The 19,240-nt window shown below is 65.5% G+C and carries 21 protein-coding genes; 12 read left to right on the top strand and 9 right to left on the bottom strand.

The window, feature by feature from the left end:
* Window positions 1-31: 31 nt before the first annotated feature.
* Window positions 32-694 (bottom strand): NADPH-dependent F420 reductase, encoded by a 663-nt coding sequence (locus ACQP2T_RS10275; RefSeq protein ID WP_433515924.1) that lies wholly within the window; start codon window positions 692-694, stop codon window positions 32-34.
* A gap of 101 nt (window positions 695-795) precedes the next feature.
* Between ACQP2T_RS10275 and ACQP2T_RS10280 the strand changes: the two genes are divergently transcribed.
* The 3 genes from ACQP2T_RS10280 to ACQP2T_RS10290 all read left to right on the top strand — a co-directional run bounded on the left by ACQP2T_RS10280 (window position 796) and on the right by ACQP2T_RS10290 (window position 4,528).
* Complete coding sequence (locus ACQP2T_RS10280; RefSeq protein ID WP_433515925.1) at window positions 796-1,182, top strand: winged helix-turn-helix transcriptional regulator; 387 nt, start codon at window positions 796-798, stop codon at window positions 1,180-1,182.
* A 778-nt stretch (window positions 1,183-1,960) separates the two neighbouring features.
* Entirely contained in the window at window positions 1,961-3,538 is a 1,578-nt protein-coding gene (locus tag ACQP2T_RS10285) for an alpha/beta fold hydrolase (RefSeq protein ID WP_433515926.1), read from the top strand.
* A gap of 174 nt (window positions 3,539-3,712) precedes the next feature.
* Window positions 3,713-4,528, top strand: coding sequence for a class I SAM-dependent methyltransferase (locus ACQP2T_RS10290; RefSeq protein WP_433515927.1), 816 nt, complete (start codon window positions 3,713-3,715; stop codon window positions 4,526-4,528).
* Window positions 4,529-4,668: 140 nt separating this feature from the next.
* Here ACQP2T_RS10290 and ACQP2T_RS10295 read toward each other — a convergent pair whose 3' ends face one another.
* A complete protein-coding gene (locus ACQP2T_RS10295) occupies window positions 4,669-5,049 on the bottom strand; it encodes a hypothetical protein (protein ID WP_433515928.1) in 381 nt (126 codons plus the stop codon).
* A 157-nt stretch (window positions 5,050-5,206) separates the two neighbouring features.
* Window positions 5,207-5,680, bottom strand: coding sequence for a carboxymuconolactone decarboxylase family protein (locus ACQP2T_RS10300; protein WP_433515929.1), 474 nt, complete (start codon window positions 5,678-5,680; stop codon window positions 5,207-5,209).
* Window positions 5,681-5,955: 275 nt separating this feature from the next.
* Here ACQP2T_RS10300 and ACQP2T_RS10305 point away from each other — a divergent pair, with 275 nt between their 5' ends.
* Window positions 5,956-6,456: a GNAT family N-acetyltransferase gene (locus ACQP2T_RS10305; RefSeq protein ID WP_433515930.1), complete on the top strand. Its 501-nt coding sequence runs from the start codon at window positions 5,956-5,958 to the stop codon at window positions 6,454-6,456.
* 27 nt (window positions 6,457-6,483) lie between these two features.
* Here ACQP2T_RS10305 and ACQP2T_RS10310 read toward each other — a convergent pair whose 3' ends face one another.
* From ACQP2T_RS10310 to ACQP2T_RS10325, 4 genes are all read right to left on the bottom strand, one after another.
* Window positions 6,484-6,732 carry a hypothetical protein gene (locus tag ACQP2T_RS10310; protein ID WP_433515931.1) on the bottom strand — a complete coding sequence of 83 codons (249 nt, stop codon included), beginning with the start codon at window positions 6,730-6,732 and terminating at the stop codon, window positions 6,484-6,486.
* Between the two features lie 263 nt (window positions 6,733-6,995).
* Window positions 6,996-7,253 carry a DUF397 domain-containing protein gene (locus ACQP2T_RS10315; RefSeq protein ID WP_433515932.1) on the bottom strand — a complete coding sequence of 86 codons (258 nt, stop codon included), beginning with the start codon at window positions 7,251-7,253 and terminating at the stop codon, window positions 6,996-6,998.
* Between the two features lie 5 nt (window positions 7,254-7,258).
* A complete protein-coding gene (locus ACQP2T_RS10320; protein ID WP_433515933.1) occupies window positions 7,259-7,471 on the bottom strand; it encodes a DUF397 domain-containing protein in 213 nt (70 codons plus the stop codon).
* A 29-nt stretch (window positions 7,472-7,500) separates the two neighbouring features.
* Window positions 7,501-8,361, bottom strand: a complete 861-nt coding sequence (locus ACQP2T_RS10325; RefSeq protein ID WP_433515934.1) for a helix-turn-helix domain-containing protein — start codon at window positions 8,359-8,361, stop codon at window positions 7,501-7,503.
* A gap of 458 nt (window positions 8,362-8,819) precedes the next feature.
* On the opposite strand from ACQP2T_RS10325, the gene ACQP2T_RS10330 reads away from it, so the two are divergent.
* The 4 genes from ACQP2T_RS10330 to ACQP2T_RS10345 all read left to right on the top strand — a co-directional run bounded on the left by ACQP2T_RS10330 (window position 8,820) and on the right by ACQP2T_RS10345 (window position 12,057).
* Entirely contained in the window at window positions 8,820-9,044 is a 225-nt protein-coding gene (locus tag ACQP2T_RS10330; protein WP_433515935.1) for a hypothetical protein, read from the top strand.
* A gap of 460 nt (window positions 9,045-9,504) precedes the next feature.
* Complete coding sequence (locus ACQP2T_RS10335) at window positions 9,505-11,328, top strand: reverse transcriptase domain-containing protein (RefSeq protein ID WP_433508695.1); 1,824 nt, start codon at window positions 9,505-9,507, stop codon at window positions 11,326-11,328.
* 140 nt (window positions 11,329-11,468) lie between these two features.
* Complete coding sequence (locus ACQP2T_RS10340) at window positions 11,469-11,744, top strand: hypothetical protein (RefSeq protein WP_433515936.1); 276 nt, start codon at window positions 11,469-11,471, stop codon at window positions 11,742-11,744.
* 4 nt (window positions 11,745-11,748) lie between these two features.
* On the top strand, window positions 11,749-12,057 hold the full coding sequence (locus ACQP2T_RS10345) for a hypothetical protein (RefSeq protein ID WP_433515937.1): 309 nt from the start codon (window positions 11,749-11,751) through the stop codon (window positions 12,055-12,057).
* 100 nt (window positions 12,058-12,157) lie between these two features.
* Here ACQP2T_RS10345 and ACQP2T_RS10350 read toward each other — a convergent pair whose 3' ends face one another.
* Both ACQP2T_RS10350 and ACQP2T_RS10355 read right to left on the bottom strand, forming a co-directional pair.
* Entirely contained in the window at window positions 12,158-13,345 is a 1,188-nt protein-coding gene (locus ACQP2T_RS10350; RefSeq protein WP_433515938.1) for a cytochrome P450, read from the bottom strand.
* Window positions 13,346-13,827: 482 nt separating this feature from the next.
* Window positions 13,828-14,316, bottom strand: a complete 489-nt coding sequence (locus ACQP2T_RS10355) for a hypothetical protein (RefSeq protein ID WP_433515939.1) — start codon at window positions 14,314-14,316, stop codon at window positions 13,828-13,830.
* A 939-nt stretch (window positions 14,317-15,255) separates the two neighbouring features.
* Between ACQP2T_RS10355 and ACQP2T_RS10360 the strand changes: the two genes are divergently transcribed.
* From ACQP2T_RS10360 to ACQP2T_RS10375, 4 genes are all read left to right on the top strand, one after another.
* Window positions 15,256-16,101, top strand: coding sequence for a fumarylacetoacetate hydrolase family protein (locus tag ACQP2T_RS10360; RefSeq protein ID WP_357949897.1), 846 nt, complete (start codon window positions 15,256-15,258; stop codon window positions 16,099-16,101).
* Complete coding sequence (locus tag ACQP2T_RS10365) at window positions 16,098-17,408, top strand: L-fuconate dehydratase (RefSeq protein ID WP_433515940.1); 1,311 nt, start codon at window positions 16,098-16,100, stop codon at window positions 17,406-17,408. Before ACQP2T_RS10360 ends, ACQP2T_RS10365 begins: the two co-directional genes overlap by 4 nt.
* Window positions 17,405-18,139 (top strand): SDR family NAD(P)-dependent oxidoreductase, encoded by a 735-nt coding sequence (locus tag ACQP2T_RS10370; RefSeq protein ID WP_357949902.1) that lies wholly within the window; start codon window positions 17,405-17,407, stop codon window positions 18,137-18,139. The genes ACQP2T_RS10365 and ACQP2T_RS10370 overlap by 4 nt, the downstream gene beginning before the upstream one ends.
* A gap of 73 nt (window positions 18,140-18,212) precedes the next feature.
* Window positions 18,213-19,238 (top strand): sugar ABC transporter substrate-binding protein, encoded by a 1,026-nt coding sequence (locus tag ACQP2T_RS10375; RefSeq protein WP_433515941.1) that lies wholly within the window; start codon window positions 18,213-18,215, stop codon window positions 19,236-19,238.
* Window positions 19,239-19,240: the final 2 nt, after the last annotated feature.

The raw sequence follows: 19,240 nt of genomic DNA on the forward strand, positions 1-19,240 counted from the left end.
GGAGTGGTGAGGGCTTATGAACGGGTCGATGTCAGGCGTCAGAATGGGCGAAGGCCTCCTGAAGGGGCGGCAGCATCTGGCGGGCGTCGTACCCGGCGAACCACAAGCCGACCACGAACACACTCATGGCTTCCAGATAGCGCGCCCGCCTCAGCCCACCTGCCCGTACCGGCTCGAACCCCAGATCGCTCACCAGACCGGCGACCACCTCCACAGCCCGCTCATCGTCGCCGCACAGCGGCACCCCCAGCCCGCGCCCTGCGTGGGAGGTCCAGACCTCCGCGGCGCACACGTTGAACGCCTTGACAACCCCCGCCCCGGTGGCCAGCCTGGCCACCCGCTCGGACACCGCGTCGTCAGCCAGTAGGAACGAGTTGGGCGCGTTGGTGAACGCGTCAGGCTCGTAGGCGTTGGTGCAGTCGATCAGCGTCCGCCCGGCCAACCCGCCGTCCGCCGCGCCGATCTCGGCGAGAATCCCGTCCACCGACAAGGCCGGTACGGCCAGCAGCAACGCCTCGCCGTGCTCCGCGGCGGCCCGCAGGTCACCGCCACAGGCGCCCGCTCCGATCGCCTCGGCCAGCTTGCGCGCCTTCTCCTGCGACCGTGCGCCGACCATCACCTCGTGCCCAGTCCGCGCCCAGCCCGACCCCAGCGCCTCGGCCATCTGTCCGGCCCCGAGTATGCCAATACGCATGTCTTTCCCTCTTCCTCGCCTGAACCGCGGCTTCCCGCGAAGACAGTAGGCGTGCCGATAGGCACCTCCAGGTGTCCAACGGATGCGGGAGACTGTCGAATGTGGACCACCACGACGACGCTCCGTTTGAGCCCTACGGCGACTTCGTCGCCGATTGCCCGGCCCGTCTGGCCGTGGATCTGTTCGCCCATGCCTGGCTGCCGGTGGTGGTATTCGCCCTTAAGGAGGGGCCCATGCGCCCCGGCCGACTCCGCCAGGAGATCGGCGGCATCAGCCAGAAGGTGCTCACTCAGACCCTGCGTCGCATGGAACGCTGTGGCCTGGTCGAACGCCGACGCTATGCCGAGGCCCCGCCGCGGGTGGAGTACGAGCTGACCCAAGCGGGCAAGGATCTGCTGGTGCCGATCCGTGCTCTAGGCGACTGGGCCTTCCGCCACGCCGACACGGTCCTGACCGCCTACGACGACTCCGCCCGCACAGCCGGCTGACCCGCACGGCCAGGCGAGCCACGGCCGGATCAGCCGACGGGGGGTGCTTCGTGGAGGCTGGGTCGCGCCGCTGGGTCTGGCTCGTGCCCCTCCACAACGGCCAGCCTGCCCAGCCGCCCGCTCAGCGGCCAGACCACACCCGGCCCTCGACTGCGTCCGCTAGGACCTCTGGTTCCGCCTGAGTATTGGTAGCCACTGGTTCCGCTGTACCGTGCACCGTTTGAGGCATACCAGATTTCTATATGATAGGTCCCGCTATTGCCGGTTTTCTGCTGGACGTCGACTCGATTGTTGGCACGTACGCCGATCCACATCCAGCCATCATTTTCGGCCAACGCGGGTGACGCGCCGACGGTCGCGATTGTGCCGGCGAACAGTACGCCGAGGGCTGCGCCGATAATGCGCCGGCGAACGAAGCGGCGGCACTTCGATCGCGTTTCCATAGAAACCTTGATGGGTCGTCCGGTCGGAATTGCGACGGTCTGAGATGACACCCAACCGCCGCTACTCATGACCTTCCAGCATCCGATAATGCGGAGACCGGGACAGGCGCCGGACATCGGAAAATAGGGCCACCGGTCGTCGGTCACGACGCGTGATCGTCGGTTGGTGACTACTTACTCGCCGAATTCCTGTTCGTACAGCTTGAGGTGATGTTGTCAGGGCGGCCGTAGGTTCACGTCTGGGGAGAAGAGTCCTCTCGGGGCGGTGCCGAGGAGCCGACGACCAGTTTCCTGGAAACAGGAAGGAAACAACCGCTGCGTTACAACTGGGCCGCATGACGTACCGAAGATCACTGACCGCATTGGCATTGGCGCTGGCGGGGCTGGCGGCGCATCCTTCCGCGGCAGGCGCCGCCGCTGAGGCCGGCCCGAGCGTTACCGCGAACCCCAGCCCGAGCTCCGGCGTACCGTCCGTGCAGTGGAAATCCTGCCCGGACTACTCCGATGAGGTGATCCGGAGCCTGCGCGTGACGCAGGAGCAGATCCCGGCCTTCCGGACGCTGATGAAGCGCCTGGAGTGCGGGACGGTCAGTGTCCCGCTGGACCACCGCGATCCCGGCGGCCGGAAGATCGACATCGCGGTGACCCGGCTGGCCGCCACCGACAAGGCTCGCCGGCTCGGCGCCACCGCCGTCCTGCCGGGAGGGCCGGGCAACAGCGGATACCTGGACCCGATCCTGCGCTCCGCGCTCAGGAACGAGGAGATGGCCAAGCTCAACGAGCGCTACGACATCATCGGCTTCGACCCGCGCGGGGTCGGGTACAGCACCAAGGTCGCCTGCCCCACCTTGCCAGGAGGCCCGCAGGAGCCGGGCGCCCTGACCAAGGAGGCGGCCAGGAAGGTCTACGACGGCCAGGTCGCGGCCAACCAGAAGTGCGGAGGCTCCGACGCGGCCTTCCTCGGTCAGCTCACCACCGGCAACGTGGCCAAGGACCTGGATCTGGTGCGGGCCGCACTGGGTGAGCGCAAGCTCAACCTGCTCGGTTTCTCCTGGGGCACCTATCTGGGCATGGTGTACCGCAGCCTGTTCCCCGAGCACACCGGACGGGCCTTCCTGGACAGCGTGGCGCCGCCGTGGACCCGTTTCGACGAGCACGTCAAGGACAGCGCGGAGGCGGCCGAGCGTGACTTCGGGCGCATGGCCGCCTGGCTGGCCCGGCGCGATGAGACCTATGGTCTCGGTGCTACCGCCCGGCAGGTGCGCGAGCAGGTGGCCAAGCTGGTGCGCGACTACGACAAGAGCCCCAAGACGTACACCGACCTGCCGCGGCCCATCGACGGCTCGGCCGTCGCCGACCTGGCCAAGCGCAACTCGACCGAGTGGGTACCCGCGGGCAAGGCACTGGCCGAACTGCGGACGGCGACGGGCACCACCGCCCCGCCCACCGTCAAGGAGTTGTTGGGCGCTCCGATGATGGGTACGCCCGTGCCCGGCGCGCCCGAAATACTGAACATGACCATGAACTGGGCGGTCGCCTGCAACGAGGACAGCAGCCGAGCCGGTTTCGACACCGCCTGGCGTGCCTACCAGCAGCTCGTGAAGCGCAATCCGGCGACCGGCCGGTCCTGGGGACTGGGTGTCATGTGTGCCGGCTGGCCGCTGCCGGTGCAGCAGGCCACGTTGAAGCGGAGCAGCGGGTCGCTGGTGCTGGCGGGGCACCTGTATGAGTTCATGTCCGTCTATGGCTGGACGTTGCAGACGCGGCGGGCCATCGGCGGCACCGTCTACACGGTCGCCGACGACGTGCACGTGTCGACCACCCGGGTGCCCGAGTGCGCCGCCGACGTGGTGAAGTACTTCGAGACGGGCCGGATCGGCAGAGGTTGCCAGGGCAGCGAGATCCCGAGCTGACCACCGGTTCCCGGGCGCGGTGTTCCCGCAACCAGGAAAAGGATCTCCATCGTTGATCGTGCGACAGCGTGCGGCCCTGCCGGCTCTTCGCCACGCGGCCGGGTCCCGCTGTCGTGGAATTGAAGCCATTCACAGACTTCACGAAATTCTTGAAGTAAGTTTAGTGTTGCTGTCATGAAGGACACCGAACTTGTCGGGGTGCAGAAGACCCTCAGCCCTGTCCTGAAGGCCAAAGCACTGGACAACCGGCTGTCGGACCCGATCCTTGGCGACGAATACGCCGAGCAGGCGATGCGCCGCCTCGACCCCGGCTACGACAGCCGCAGATTCGGCACCAGCCAGATGGGCCTCGCCGCCGTGGTGCGCGCCAAGGCCCACGACGACTGGGCCCGAGGCTTCCTCGCCGATCACCCCGACGCGGTGGTGCTGCACCTGGGCTGCGGCCTCGATGCCCGGGTGTACCGGATCGACCCGCCCGCCACCGTCGACTGGTACGACCTGGACTACCCCTCCGTCATCGAACTGCGGCGGCAATTCCTGCCGCCGCGTGAGCACTACACCCTGATCGACTCCAGCGTCACCGACCTGACCTGGCTGGAACGCATCCCCCGGGGGCGGCCGGTGCTGATGATCGCCGAGGGACTGGTGCCCTACCTCACCGAGACTGACGTCCGGCGGCTGCTGACCAGCGTCATCGACGCCTTCCCTACCGGCCAGATACAGTTCGACACGGTGCCGGTCTGGGCGTGGCGTACCTCGAAATGGGATCCCACGCTGCGCAAATACGGCGCCCAGTTCCACTGCGGCTTCAACAACCCGGCAGAGCCGGCCGATTGGCATCCGCGGCTCGAATACGTCGACGAGGCGCCGATGTTCGACTCACCGGTGCTGATGGCCAAGGCACCCGCGGGCGTACGCCGCATGTACCGCCTCCTGAAGCTGCTGCCGGGCATGAAGCGGTCCACCCGCATCGTGCGGTTCCGCTTCTGACGCGCTCTTGTCGAGGTGGTGAGGGTGAGCTTGATCGGTGCTCATGAGGCTTCCCCTCGCGGGACAGTGGCCGGTTTCACCAGCGCAGACAAGACAGCGTCCCAATGTGTGAACAATGATGGGAAATCTCATATGCGCAGTCAGCCGGCCAGCAGGGCCATGAAAGCCATGCTGGCCGCCATTCCGGCCGAGCACGCATCCTGCTGGGTGAGCGCCCTTCGATCCGCGCCCCGTTCGGTCAGAACGCGGATGAGCCGCGCGCAGGTCCAGGCCAACCCGATGACCAGGGCCACCGTGGTCAGTGACCCGCCTCCATGCGCGTGCGCGTGCCCGGACGGAGCGCCGGCGGGAGCAGGCCCGCCGAACCCCGTCAGCACCAAGAGGAGGGACATGACCACGAAGTCCTGGATGTGATGACCGGTCTCCGCGCGGCGGGAAGGGGAGCCGCAGAACCAGCCGGCGGTCAGCAGCGCGAGCACCGCGACGAAGAGGAACACGCCGCCCAGATGACCGGTTGCCATGCCGAGTGCCATGACGACGTGCGGCCATCTTCTGGCAGGGCGCGCGGAGGGAAGCAGGGCCGGAGCGAGGGCCAGGACACAGCCGACCAATAGCGCCACCGTGTGGAGGAAAGCATGCATCAGGCGACCCCCGCTCCCACCGGACAGATACTGCTCGTTACCCGAACTGGCCGGGCTGGTAGTCGCCGGCGGGCTGCTGGGTGATGACGTTCAGCCGGTTGAAGGCGTTGATGATGGCGATGAGGGACACCAGGGCGGCGAGCTGGTCCTCGTCGTAGTGCTTGGCGGCGTTCGCCCAGGCCTCGTCCGTGACGCCACCGGCCGCGTCGGCGATGCGGGTGCCCTGCTCGGCCAGTTCCAGGGCGGCGCGTTCGGCCTCGGTGAACACCGTGGCCTCCCGCCAGGCCGGCACCAGGTTGAGGCGTACCGAGGTCTCCCCGGCGTGCGCGGCGTCCTTGGTGTGCATGTCGGTGCAGAAGCCGCAGCCGTTGATCTGACTGGCGCGGAGCTTCACCAGTTCGCGAGTCGCGGCCGGCAGCGTCGAGTCCACGATCACCCTGTCCGCCGAGACGATGTGCTTCATGACCTTGCCTGCGATCGGGTTGCCGAAGAGGTTCAAGCGGGCATCCACGATGCACTCCTTGCCGTTGTTGGTGGGGTTTACATCCGTCTAGACAAGACAGCCCGGCAAGTTGTGACAGGAACGCCCCCGCAGAGCAGACGCGATGTGAGCCAACGCCTTGACGCGGCCGATGGTTGGTACCGCGGACGTCGTTCGCCGCGTTCCATCCCCTCATCCAGCCCTTGTTCTTGATCTATGGGCTTGGTAATGCCGTGGTCTCGAGGCTGTCCGCCGCTGGCGGAAACGCAGGTGATCTCGGCGCGCCCTCTGGGTAGAGTCGGGCAGTGCCCGAGCTGAAGCAACTACATGCTGGTCATGCCCCGGCGGTCCTGGCCTTCGAGCTGGCGAACCGCGCCTACTTCGCCGCCTCGATCTCTGATCGCGGTGACGACTTCTTCGACCAGTTCACCGACCGGTACAACGCCTTGCTGGCTGAGCAGGAGGCCGGCGTCTGTGCTTTCTACGTACTCATCGCCGAGGACGGCTCGGTGCTCGGCAGGTTCAACCTGATCGACATCGAGGATCGCATGGCGAACCTCGGCTACCGGGTGGCGCAGCACGTCGCCGGCCGCGGGGTGGCGACCGCGACCGTTCGGGAGCTGTGCCGGCTCGCGGCGTCGCGGCACGGGCTGCGCACGCTACGGGCGGCCGCCGCCCACAAGAATGCCGCGTCCCAGAAGGTGCTGACCAAAGCCGGGTTCGTCCTGGTCGGCCCAGCTGACCCGGCCGACCTCGGCGGCAAGCCAGGCAGTTGGTATCAGCGCGCCTTGGTACCCCAGCCGTAGACCGCGATCTTGCTGGTGGACCGGCGATCAGTCCATGACGACCGGTAGTTCCTTGATGTCGTTGATGAAGTTCGCCCGTAGGCGCCTTGCCTCTCCCGTTTGCCGCAGCCGTGGATACCGCCGGGCCAGTTGCTCGAACAGCGCTCGCAACTCCAGCTTCGCCAGGTGATTGCCCACGCAGAAGTGCGCCTCAACGCCCCCGAACCCGATGTCTCGACGCCGCGAGCGGGCCCTGACCGGCCAGATCGAGCAGACCCAGGCGGATATTGACGCCATGGCCGCGTACCTCGGCGAACTGTACGAAGCGATCGAGCACCTGCGGATCACATGCAAGACCCTGCTGCCCCTCACCGACGAACCCGGACCCGAGCTGGCCCCACCGCCTCCCGTGGTGTTCGACAGTGACACGCTTGATGGCGAGACGATCAAGCGGATCGGGTTCGCAGGCAACGAGCTGAGCGCCTACGAATTCCACCACGTTGTGCCGGTAGCGCCCCCCTATCTGGGAGTACCGAGGGCCCTAAGGCATGTCCGGCTGCTCAGGTTGAGGGAAGCTCGAACTCCTGCATGTGGACGCCGCCGGTGAAGGCTCGCCACTCGTCAGATGTGAAGATCAATGCCGCCCCATGAGGATTCTTGCTGTCCCGCACGGCTACGCGCTGGCCGATGAAGGCAACCTCTACGCACTGGCCGTTTGGGGCGCTCAGGCTGCTCTTGCGCCATTCAGCACCAGACAAATCAATGGCTTCACCAGCCATCTCAGTACCTGCTTTCATTCCCGGAAACAGCCTGGTCAAAGCACCTATGGCAAGTCGAACTCTTTCTTGCTCACGCCATCGAGGAACGCTTCCCACTCAGTGTGGGTGAACACCAGCGCGGGGGCGTCAGGGTTCTTGCTGTCACGGACGGCCACGATGCCAGGCAGGTTGCTCGCAACCTCCACGCAGGCGCCACCCTGACCGTTGCTCTTGGAAGACTTGCGCCAAACGGCACGGGACAGGTCATCTTGCGACATCCCGCACCCCCTTCTCTATGGTTGGTCTGCTACGCCCGGAGATCGCGCGCCACCTGCCGTATGAGTGCCGACGATTCATCAGCAGACAGCGCCGATTCGCGCAGGTGGTCAAACATCACCGTATACCGATCTACTTCGTGCTGTTTCTCCAAATAGAGGGTACCGGTGCCGTATTCGATGTACACAACGCGTGGGTCTGTGGGTTCGAAGCACAGAACATGGAACGCTCCGTCCATTGCAGGATGCGCGCCGACTGCGAAGGGCAGTACCTGCAGCGTCACGTTCTGCAGGTCTGCTACATCAAGCAATCGCTGGAGCTGGGCGGACATCACCTCGGAGCCGCCGACAACGCGGCGAATCGCTGCTTCATTCATCACCATGGACACATTCGGGGCACTTTCGCCCGTTAGAAGCTTCTGCCTCGTCAGTCGAACGGCAACTCTCTGCTCGATGTCCTCGCTCGGCACGTCGGGCATAGAGGCTCGATGCACCGCCCGGATGTAATCCTCGGTCTGTAGCAGGCCTGGCACGAACTCGCTCTCATAGATCTGCAACGCGGATGCGGCCGATTCCAAGCCCACGTAGACCTCGAACCACTCGGGGACTGCCGGTCCGTAGACGTGCCACCAGCCACGCTGACGAGCCTCACGCGCCAACGCGAGCAGCGCGTCCCGCTCGGCAGGGTCGACTTCATAGATGCCCAACAGCGCTCGGGCGTCGCTGGGCTGGATCGCCCGACGAGCAGTCTCGAACCGGCTGAGCTTGGTGGGGTGCCAATCGAGTTGCTCGGCGACCTGTTCGATACCTAGATTGCGATCTTCGCGTAGGCGGCGCAGCTCGGCCGCAAGCTGACGTCGCCGCACGGTCGGACTAGCTGCTGGGCGCGCCATTGGGATCACCTTTCCAGTCTTCCACTCACAGGCAAGCAAGCAACCAAGTTAGCAACTGCTATCTGGCACTTGCCAATCTGCAATCCATCGATAGACACTGGCCATCGTCGCACCATCGCATCCTCGCCAAGGTCCGATTGGCGCGAAATCGAACGTCAGACGTGCCTCAAGGGCGCCCCACAAAGTAGGTCCCCCATGCGCAAATTCGATTACAAAGAGGAGCGGTTCATTCACTTGGTGCGACTCTCGTGGGATCTGTCGCAATTCGGGCTGGCGCACGCGGTGGAGTGTCCGTCGACGGTTGAGCCGTTCATCGCCATACGCAGGGCGCGGGGCCTTCTGTACGTGAGGGCCGCGTTGAGGGGTGAGCAGTGGATCTTCACGTGGGGTCACGGTCGGGGTCGGTGGGTGGCTGCGTACGACGTTGACGCGGCTACGCGGGTCTGGGAGGTGGCGCGGTGAGTGAGCGGTTTCTTGGTGAGTTCGTGTTGCCGGGTGTGGCGCAGTCGGTGGCGGTGGCTCGTCACTGCGTCGGGGAGATGCTGGCGGCGGCAGGGCACAGGGACGTGGAGAACGCGCGGCTGATCGTCAGCGAGTTGACCACAAACGCGCGTGCGCCACGAGGCGCTCTGTTGTATCCCCGGTTGAGCCGGGAGGAACTGAAGGGAGGTTCCTGGGCCTGATGGCTTACCCGGATCTGAAAGGTGAAGGGGACCGTAGCATGCCAGGAAATCAACGGTCGTGTTCAGGCATGGAAGCGATGCGTTGAGGGGCCCGTGCGATATGGCGAAACCTGGATTGGCTGAACCCCAATCTCCAGTCGATGAAAGGAAGGCATCCGCCGGAAATCCATGCCTGGCACCGGCGCCGCTCCCTGTGTCGGATTGAGTGCATTATGACACAACCTTCAGGAGTGAGGACGATCCCCAGCGAGGGGATTCAAGGAGATGAGTGGGGCGCCTAAGTCGCGCTAGAACGTATGACAGAGACGAACGTGGGATCGCCTAAGGAACGCGAGTTCTAAGGCGACGGAGGCCCCGTAGTAGTCGCAGGAGTCACGACCTGCCAAGGCGGGCGGGAAAGCCGTCCACAGGGCGAAGGGGGCCAGGTGATCGGATATTCAAGAACTGGGAGGTATGCGCAATGCAGAGCGCCGAAACAGTGCTGAATGTCCTGCGTGAACGCGGCAGGCGTGGCCTGCCATGTGAGGAACTGTATCGGCAACTGTTCAACCCGCACCTGTATCTCATGGCCTACGGGCGTATCTACTCCAACCACGGAGCGATGACACCCGGAGCCTGCGGGGAAACCGCTGACGGCATGTCGGAGGCAAAGATCGAGCGCGTCATCGACGCGCTGCGCCACGAGCGCTACCGGTTCCAGCCCGTCCGGCGGACCTACATCCCGAAACAGAACGGGACCAGAAGACCGCTCGGCCTGCCGTCCTGGTCGGACAAACTCGTCGGCGAAGTGATCCGCCTCCTGATCGAGGCCTACCACGAACCGCGATTCTCCGGCCGCTCACACGGTTTCCGTCCCCAAAAAGGCTGCCACACCGCACTATCCGAGGTGGCACACAACTGGACGGGGACAACCTGGTTCATCGAAGGAGACATCTCCGACTGCTTCGGGACACTCGACCATCAGGTCATGCTCTCGATCCTGGCGGAGAACATCCACGACAACCGGTTCCTGCGCCTCATCAAACAGATGCTCCAGGCCGGATACCTCGAAGACTGGATCTGGCACGCCACCCTATCGGGAACCCCGCAAGGCGGCGTCGCCTCACCAATCTTATCCAACATTTATCTGGATCGGCTGGACACATTCGTCGAAACAATACTCATCCCGGAATACACCCGAGGACAGACAAGGAAAAGCAATCCCGCCTACCACAAGGTGGAGAACGCGATCAACTACATCCGGAGGAAACAGTCCCGCAGAAAGGAGAAAACCGAAACCCCGGAAATGCGAGAGCTACGCAAGCAACTACGCCGCCTCCCAGTCGGAGATCCCAGCGATCCCGGCTACCGGCGCCTGCGCTACGTCCGCTACGCAGATGATCACCTACTCGGGTTCATCGGACCGAAAGCCGAAGCCGAGGAGATCAAGCAACGCCTCGCGACGTTCCTACGTGACGACCTCAAACTGGAACCCAACGAGGACAAAACACTGATCACCCACGCCCGCACAGGCGCGGCCCGATTCCTCGGCTACGACATCACCGTCCAGCACGCCAACAACAAGATCTCCCGAGGCGAGCGGCTCACCAAAGGCATGCGCGCCACCAACGGGAAGATCCGCCTAAAGGTACCGCCACCGGTGATCAAGGCCAAATGCGCCCCGTATCTCAAGCACGGCAAACCCGAGCACCAGCCCCACCTGACGAACCTGACCGACTACGACATCATCAGCAGGTTCGGGGCCGAATACCGGGGCATCGTCCAGTACTACCTGCTGGCCGGCGACGTCTGGAAACTGGACAGGCTCCGCTGGACCATGCTGACCGCGATGCTCAAGACACTGGCGGCCAAGCACCGCTCAACGGTGACCACGATGGCAAAGCGAACCAAGACCACCATCATCACACCGCACGGGCGACGCAGATGCTTCGAAGCCCGTGTCGAACGAGCAGGCAGGAAACCACTGGTCGCACGGTTCGGTGGCATTCCCCTCAAACGGCAGCGGAAGGCCGTCCTGGACGACCATCCATCGGCCCCGCTCACCCGCAAACGAGGCAAGCAACTGATCGAACGCCTCCAAGCCGGGCGATGCGAGCTCTGCAACAGACCGGCCACGGTGCAAACACACCACATCCGCGCACTCGCAGATCTCGCCAAAGCGGGACAACCACCGCCCCCGTGGGCGGAACTCATGACCAGAATGCGACGCAAAACCCTGATCGTCTGCGCCGCCTGCCACGAGACCATCCACGCCGGGCAACCCACCGCGACAAACACGCAGTAGTCACTGGAGAGCCCGCTGCATCGAAAGGTGCACGGCGGGTTCGGGCCGGGGGCCACTGGAAAAGGACCTGCACCAGCAGACACCTCGCCAGTGGCCTACCGGTACTGGCCCACACTGCTTCGGGGCTGCATGGCGGGGTCGTGACGGTGGAGGTCGTCGCTGTTGATGCCGAGGTCGTGCGCGTTGAGGTGACCGATGACGGGGCGGACACGGTTCCTCGCTCCCGGGTGTCCAGCGTTGACGACTGTCACGGGCGGGGTCTGTGGCTGGTCGAGCAGATCTCGCTGAAGTGGGGCGTGCGCTTGCTGGGTGCGGGGCAGCGCGCGGTCTGGGCGGAGACGTTCACGGGTCAGGCCGTGCCTGGCTGCACAGGGGAAGGCGTGGCGGCCGGGTCGCGCGCAGAGGGTGGGAGGTGAAGAGGTGAGCTGGGTGATGAGTCACTGGCGCTTTCCCCCTCATTGCACGGCACCGCACGTGTCAACCGTTCAGTCGCACTACGACCAATTGGCATGGAACGCTCCACGCGGCGGTGGGCCGGACGGCCGCGTCATGCGGTGGACCTGCGACTGTGATGAGGTCTTCTACGAACTGATCGCGCTCGGCGGGCTGCGGTTCATTCGCCGGATAGCTCTCCAGAACAGGAAGACCGTCATTCATGAGAGTGACCGCTGGTCCTTCTCTGTGGCAAATGCCATGTGGACCGCCCTGCTCTCCGGTCACGCCAGATGACGTATGAGTCTGCGCTCTACGGGCTGGCCTGCTCGCGATCACCCAGGGCGGCCAGTTGGTCGAAGGGGCCAACTGGCCGGCCGATCAGCCCATACCGGGGTCAGTCCATGACGACCGGTAGCTCCTTGATGCCGTTGATGAAGTTCGACCGCAACCGCCGCGCCTCACCCGTCTGCCGCAGCCGTGGATATCGCCGGGCCAGTTGCTCGAACAGCACCCGCAGCTCCAGCTTCGCCAGGTGATTGCCCACGCAGAAGTGTGCCCCACCGCCGCCGAAGCCGATGTGCGGGTTCGGGTTGCGGCCGATGTCGAAGACCTCGGCGTCCGGGAAAATGGAGGTGTCCCGGTTCGCTGACGAGTAGAAGACCACGACCTTGTCGCCCTCGCTGATCTGCTGCCCGCCCAGCATCGTGTCCGCCGTGGCCGTACGCCGGAACAGGTTCACCGGCGACACCCACCGGACGATCTCGTCGGACGCCGTCCCGGCCAGCCCCGGGTCCGCCACGAGCCGCTGCCACTGCTCGGGGTGCTCGAACAGCGCGAGCATCCCGCCGGAGGCTGCGTTGCGGGTGGTCTCGTTGCCGGCGACCACCAGCAAGAGGACGAACAGGTCGAATTCATCCTCCCCGAGCGTCTCACCGCTCTTCTCGTCGGGCTGGATGAGCTTGGTGACGATGTCGTCGCGTGGGTTCGCCCTGCGCTGGGCGGCCAATTGGTTGGCGTACGCGTACACCTCCATGGCCGCCGCGCCGCCCTGGTCCTCCGAGGTGGCGTAGTCGGGGTCCTGTGCGCCGATCATGCGGTTCGACCAGTTGAAGATCTTGTCGCGGTCCTCGACCGGGGCGCCGAGCAGCTCGCAGATCACGTAGAGCGGCAGCGGAGCCGCCACCTCGGTGACGAAGTCCGCCTCGCCCGAGCACTTGTCGAGAAGGTCGTCGCAGATATCCCGGATGTGCTGTTCGAGCGCTCCAATCGTGCGCGGCGTGAACCCCCGGTTGACCAGCGACCGCCGCCGCGTGTGCTCCGGCGGGTCCTGGTTGAGCATCATCAGCCGCTGCAGCGCCCGCTGGTCCTCGGTGACCTCGTTGAACAGCGCCAGTTTCCTGGACGAGGAGAACAGGTCGGAGCGCCGAGACACCTGTACGACATCGTCATATCGGGTGACGGCCCAGAAGTCGGGCTCGTCCTTGTGTCGGTATACGGGATCGTTGTCGCGCAGCCAGCGCAACTGCTCGTGTGGCGGGCCGGAGGTCGCGTAACGGTCCTGGTCGACGAGGTCAATATGCACTCGAGCTCACCTCGGGCCTGTGGAGTGATCAAGCGCTTGGTTAAGCACCTTATTGAAACGTGTTCTATTACGCGCTGGTGCCTCAGTCAACCGTCCGCCCCGCCATCATCCCGATCCCCGCCATCTCGGCCCACCGACCATCCCGGTCCACCGACGCCCGCAAGCTGGCTCTGCTATGCCTGAGGCGGACTCATCTTGTCTGCTCGTCCATGATCATGCCAACCGGCCCGCCCATCCGTCCAGCCGGCCGGCCCTTGCCCTCTCAGCTCTCTCTCAGCTCCTTTGGCTCTCTCCCGGGTGCTCTCCCCACGGCTCTCTCCGGGATGCTGATTGTCGATCTTCGCGTGAAGAAGGGCGAGTAACTGCCGTGGATCGTGCGGGACAGCCTGTGGGAGCGGATCGAGCTGCTGCTGCCGACGGTGGAGCGGCGTAGACGCTATCCGGGCCGCAAGCGGCTGGACGATCGGCTGGCGTCAAACCCGTCACCGCCCGGCGCGGCACCCCACACGGCTCACTGCGGCACGGGTGCGGTACGACCAGGCAGCGAGAACCAGGCCGATGCCCCAGACCAAGAACTGTGGAATCCCGTAGACGACGATCCACGGACTGAAAATGCCGTCGTCGCTGAAGTCGGTAGCCAACCGCCATGCGGCCCATGCCGTGTATCCAAGCAAGAAGGCCGACACCGCGAACGCCGTGGTGGCAAGGGTCCGGTGCGGCACCCTCCGCCCGGAGACCAGCGGCACCCAGCGCGGGAAGACCAGGCCCCATGGTCGTACAAGACTCAGCGCCAGGATTCCGGCCAGCACCGCCATGACGCAGAGGATGAGGAGATAGGGACTGCCGCCCTGCGCGTACCAGTCCCGGAACTTGCCCTCGTCGGCCCAGAGGGGAATTCCCAGAGCCCATACCGCGTGCAGCGGTATGAACCCGATCGTCGCCGAAAGCGCAGACGCATAGGCCGACCGCATGGCCCAACGCGGGACAGGTACTTCGGTTCGCTCACTCACCATGTCCCTAGCGTCGTCGAGCCACCTCGGCCATGGGTCCCTCGCACGGGTGAACCGTTTCCCTCTCACGGGTGACCAACGGGACGTTCACCAAAGGCGATGACCCAGTGGTTCCCGGATGGTTCGTCACGCGACCGTCTCGGCCCCTGTGACGGTCCGTGGTGGTTGGGGGCCCTGGGAGGGATCCCCCTCCGGGGTGGAAGAGCGCCGGTCCGTGGGGGCCGGGGTTTCCACGGAGGCGTGCCGCCGCCGGGGGAGCGGAGAAACGGAAGTCCGGCGAACGTTCGTGGACACCGCGTTGAGGTTTCGGGTGGCCACATCGCCCATTCGCGCTCGCCGCCTGCGGCCTACAGCTTGCGCTCACATTCCAACCGCTTGCCGGACAGCCCGCACGTTGGGGTTGGTGTGGTTGGTGGCGTCGTTGGGTTGGGATGGCGGGGGTCGAAGTGGCCGAGGTCGGTTGTGAGGGGCGGCCATGAGGGGGCGGGACCACCTCGTACGTGCGAGGTTGAGTAGATTCATCGGGTGTTTGGTGCCATCTGGCGGAGGTTTACCCGTTAAGTGGGGCTTGTGGTGGAGGCGGATGGGGAAGGCTGCGGGGTGGGTGAGCCCGGGTTCTGCCCAGCGATTTATGCTAGACCTCCGAGGATCTACCCGTTACGCAGGTGAAAGGAGTCCGCCATGTGGAAGAGGTGCCATCCGATGTATGTGACTGTTGCATAGCGAAGCTTCGCGTAGGGGGTGGGCCTTACTGGCCACTGCAACCGTTTGTAATGCGACTTCAGCGGCCACCCTCGGTCTCTATGGATCCGATGTATCGCGCGTGAAGGCTTGACAGGCCCCACCGAGGCCGACCAGCATCGTGCTAGATACATCCGATGTATAACTTAAGGATGCGGTGTGAAGCTGCTGCGAGTAGGACCTGTCGGCCAGGAGCGCCCGGTGGTGATGGATGGCGCCGGTAACCTGCGCGACATCGGAGAGCCCGAGATCGATGGGGCTTTCCTCGCTTCCGGGGGAGTGGCGCGCGTCCGCGACGCGCTCGAGCGTGACGCGCTGCCCGTGATCGCGGCCGAAGGGCTGCGCGTGGGCGCTCCGGTCGCGCGACCAGGCAAGATCGTCTGTATCGGGCTGAACTACAGCGACCACGCGGCCGAGTCCGGCGCGGAGGTGCCGGCGGAGCCGGTCGTGTTCATGAAGGCCACCAACACCATGGTGGGCCCCTACGACGAGGTGCTCGTACCGCGCAACAGTCTGAAGACCGACTGGGAGGTGGAGCTGGCCGTCATCATCGGTAAGCGGGCCCGCTACCTGGGCAGCCGGGAGGAGGCGCTCGACGTCATCGCCGGGTACGCGGTGGCCAACGATGTCTCTGAGCGGGAGTTCCAGCTGGAGCGGGGTGGCCAGTGGGACAAGGGCAAGTCGTGCGAGACGTTCAATCCGCTCGGGCCTTGGCTGGTGACCGCCGATGAGGTGGCCGACCCGCAGAACCTGACCATGCGGCTGTCGGTGAACGGTGAGGTGCGCCAGGACGGCGTCACCAAGAACATGATCTTCGATGTGGCGGAGATCGTCCGGTATCTGAGCCAGTTCATGGTGCTCGATCCTGGTGATGTGATCAACACCGGCACTCCGGCCGGGGTCGCCATGGGGATGCCCGGCCAGCCGTACCTGCGCGCGGGTGACGTGATGGAGCTGGAGATCGAGGGGCTCGGCCGCCAGCGCCAGACAGTGGGTCAGGCATGACGACTCCCGACGGACAAAAGAGCAGCTACCGGATCGTGGAGTTGGAGACGCACGACATCCGTTTCCCCACCTCCCGGGAGCTAGACGGCTCCGACGCCATGAACCCCGACCCCGACTACTCCGCCGCCTACGTGGTCCTCAAAACCGATGACGGCTACGACGGGCACGGGTTCGCGTTCACCATCGGGCGCGGCAACGACGTGCAGACCGCGGCGATCAGCGCCCTCGAGTCGTACGTGATCGGCAGGGACGTCGAGGACCTGGGCGCCCTCTACAAGGAGATGGTCTACGACTCGCAGCTGCGCTGGCTGGGCCCCGAGAAGGGCGTCATGCACATGGCGATCTCCGCCGTGGTCAACGCGCTGTGGGATCTGAAGGCGAAGCGGGCGGGCAAGCCGCTCTGGCTGCTGCTGTCCGAGATGACCCCCGAGGAGATCGTCGATCTCATCGACTTCCGGTACCTGAGCGACGCCCTGACCCCCGAACAGGCCCTGGAAATCCTGAAAAAGGCGGAAAAGGGGAAGGCGCAGCGGGTCGAGGACATCAAGCGCGAGGGGTACCCCGCCTACACCACCTCTCCGGGCTGGCTCGGCTACGACGACGACAAGCTGCGCCGGCTGTGCAAGGAGGCGCTCGACGCGGGCTTCCGCCAGATCAAGCTCAAGGTGGGCGCCGACCTCGACGACGACATCCGACGTTTCCGGGTGGCTCGCGAGGTGTGCGGAGCCGACTTCCCCATCGCGATCGACGCCAACCAGCGCTGGGACGTGGGCGCGGCCATCGACTGGGTGAACGCGCTCCAGCAGTTCAACCCACACTGGGTGGAGGAGCCGACCAGCCCCGACGACGTGCTCGGCCACGCCGCCATCGCCGCGGGCATCAAGCCCATCCCGGTGGCCACCGGCGAACACGTGCAGAACCGGATCGTGTTCAAGCAGCTCCTGCAAGCGGGCGCGATCTCGTACCTGCAACTGGACTCTGCTCGGGTCGGCGGTGTTAACGAGAACATCGCGATCCTGCTGCTCGCGGCCAGGTTCGGCATCCCCGTCTGCCCGCACGCCGGCGGCGTGGGGCTGTGCGAGCTTGTACAGCACCTGTCGATGTTCGACTACGTGGCCGTGACCGGCACGATGGAAAACCGGGTGATCGAGTACGTCGACCACCTGCACGAGCATTTCGTCGACCCCGTGGTCATCGAAGGCGGCCGGTACGCCGCCCCCAGCGCGCCGGGCTTCAGCGCGGCGATGCACCCCGAATCGATCGCCGCCCACACTTTCCCCGGCGGCGAGGTCTGGAGGGACGCATGAGTCTTAAAGCGATTGTCACGGGCGGCGGAGCCGGTATCGGCCTCGCCACGGCCACGTTGCTCGCCGAGCGCGGCATGAAGGTCGCCTGTTTCGACATCAATCCGCCCGGTGATCCGTTCATCGGCATCAAGGTGGACGTCACGGACGATGCCGGCGTACGCGCGGCCGTGGCCGAAGCGGCCGAGCGGCTCGGCGGCATCGACATCGTGGTCAACAACGCGGGCATCGGGGCGCAGGGTACGGTCGCCGATAATCCCGACAGCGAGTGGCAGAAGGCGTTCGACGTCAACGTGTTCGGCATGGTCCGGGTGACCCGGGCGGCGTTGCCGTACCTCAGGCAGTCGGAGCACGCGGCGGTGGTCAACACGTGCTCGATCGCGGCCACCGCGGGCCTGCCGAACCGGGCGCTCTACAGCGCGACCAAGGGCGCGGTCCTGTCGCTCACGCTGGCGATGGCGGCGGATCACGTACGGGAGGGCATCAGGGTCAACTGCGTCAATCCCGGCACAGCGGACACCCCGTGGGTGGGAAGGCTGCTCGACGCGGCCGACGACCCGGTGGCGGAGAGGCAGGCGCTGAACGCCAGGCAGCCGATGGGCCGCCTGGTCAGCGCGCAGGAGGTGGCCGCGGCGATCGCCTACCTGGCCGGGCCCGAGGCCGGCGCGACGACCGGCACCTCGCTCGCGGTCGACGGCGGCATGCAGGGACTACGGCTCCGGCCGGTCAACTGAACGATTCGATGGACAGCTAAGCCCAGTCGAGGGCCGGTCAAGCAGAGGCATTCGAGGAAGGTAACCCCCCACCATGAAGTTCGGTTCTTTAGCCGCAGGCGCGGCCCTCTTGGCGGTCATCACCGCGTGCGGCTCCGGAGCTCAGACAGCAGCCGGAGGAGGCGGCGGCGGGAAGGTCGGCATAGACCACCCGCGCGCCGACTCCGACTTCTGGAACTCCTACATCAAGTACGTCCCACAGATGGCCGGCGAGCTCAAGGTCGACCTGATGCCCGCGACGAACTCGCAGAACGACGTGACCAAGCTGGTCAACAACGTTCAGGCGCTGATCGGCCAAGGGGCCAAGGCGATCGTGATGGCGCCCCAGGACACCGGCGCGATCGCCACCACCCTCCAGACGCTGGCGAACAAGAAGATCCCCGTCGTGACCGTCGACACCCGGCCGGACAAGGGTCAGGTCTACATGGTCGTACGCGCGGACAACCGGGCGTACGGGACGAAGGCCTGCGAGTTCTTGGGCGAGAAGCTGGGCGGCAAGGGCAAGGTCGTCCAGCTGATGGGCTCCCTGAGCTCGATCAACGGGCGCGACCGGGCGGAGGCGTTCCGGGAGTGCATGAAGACGAAGTTCCCCGGGATCACGGTCTTCGAGGAGCCGACCGAGTGGGAGGGCAGCAAGGCCGCGTCCATGCTGCAGACCAGGCTGGAGCAGAACCCGGATATCAAGGGCATCTATATGCATGCCGGTGGCGTGCACCTGGCCCCGACGCTGCAGGTGCTGAAGCAGAAGGGCCTGCTCGTCCCGCCGACCGATCCCAAGCACGTGTTCGTGGTGTCGAACGACGGCATCCCGCAGGAGTTCGAGGCGATCCGCAAGGGCGACATCGACGCCACGGTGTCGCAGCCCGCTGACCTGTACGCGAAGTACGCCCTCTTCTACGCCAAGGCGGCGATCGACGGCAAGACCTTCAAGCCGGGACCGACCGACCACGACAGCACGATCATCCAGCTGCCGAACGGCCTGGAGGACCAGCTTCCCGCCCCGCTCGTCACCAAGGACAATGTGGACGATAAGAACCTCTGGGGCAACCAGGTCAAGTAATG

This window comes from Nonomuraea sp. CA-143628, assembly GCF_050942315.1.
Taxonomy (GTDB): domain Bacteria; phylum Actinomycetota; class Actinomycetes; order Streptosporangiales; family Streptosporangiaceae; genus Nonomuraea.

What these genes read in the sequence shown, in the direction of transcription:
- ACQP2T_RS10375 (WP_433515941.1), top strand. Translation starts at nt 18,213, where the DNA reads ATGAAGTTCGGTTCTTTAGCCGCAGGCGCGGCCCTCTTGGCGGTCATC.
- ACQP2T_RS10285 (WP_433515926.1), top strand. Translation starts at nt 1,961, where the DNA reads ATGACGTACCGAAGATCACTGACCGCATTGGCATTGGCGCTGGCGGGG.
- ACQP2T_RS10365 (WP_433515940.1), top strand. Translation starts at nt 16,098, where the DNA reads ATGACGACTCCCGACGGACAAAAGAGCAGCTACCGGATCGTGGAGTTG.
- ACQP2T_RS10290 (WP_433515927.1), top strand. Translation starts at nt 3,713, where the DNA reads ATGAAGGACACCGAACTTGTCGGGGTGCAGAAGACCCTCAGCCCTGTC.
- ACQP2T_RS10295 (WP_433515928.1), bottom strand. Translation starts at nt 5,049, where the DNA reads ATGGCAACCGGTCATCTGGGCGGCGTGTTCCTCTTCGTCGCGGTGCTC.
- ACQP2T_RS10325 (WP_433515934.1), bottom strand. Translation starts at nt 8,361, where the DNA reads ATGGCGCGCCCAGCAGCTAGTCCGACCGTGCGGCGACGTCAGCTTGCG.
- ACQP2T_RS10310 (WP_433515931.1), bottom strand. Translation starts at nt 6,732, where the DNA reads ATGGCGTCAATATCCGCCTGGGTCTGCTCGATCTGGCCGGTCAGGGCC.
- ACQP2T_RS10355 (WP_433515939.1), bottom strand. Translation starts at nt 14,316, where the DNA reads ATGCGGTCGGCCTATGCGTCTGCGCTTTCGGCGACGATCGGGTTCATA.
- ACQP2T_RS10320 (WP_433515933.1), bottom strand. Translation starts at nt 7,471, where the DNA reads ATGTCGCAAGATGACCTGTCCCGTGCCGTTTGGCGCAAGTCTTCCAAG.
- ACQP2T_RS10275 (WP_433515924.1), bottom strand. Translation starts at nt 694, where the DNA reads ATGCGTATTGGCATACTCGGGGCCGGACAGATGGCCGAGGCGCTGGGG.
- ACQP2T_RS10335 (WP_433508695.1), top strand. Translation starts at nt 9,505, where the DNA reads ATGCAGAGCGCCGAAACAGTGCTGAATGTCCTGCGTGAACGCGGCAGG.
- ACQP2T_RS10370 (WP_357949902.1), top strand. Translation starts at nt 17,405, where the DNA reads ATGAGTCTTAAAGCGATTGTCACGGGCGGCGGAGCCGGTATCGGCCTC.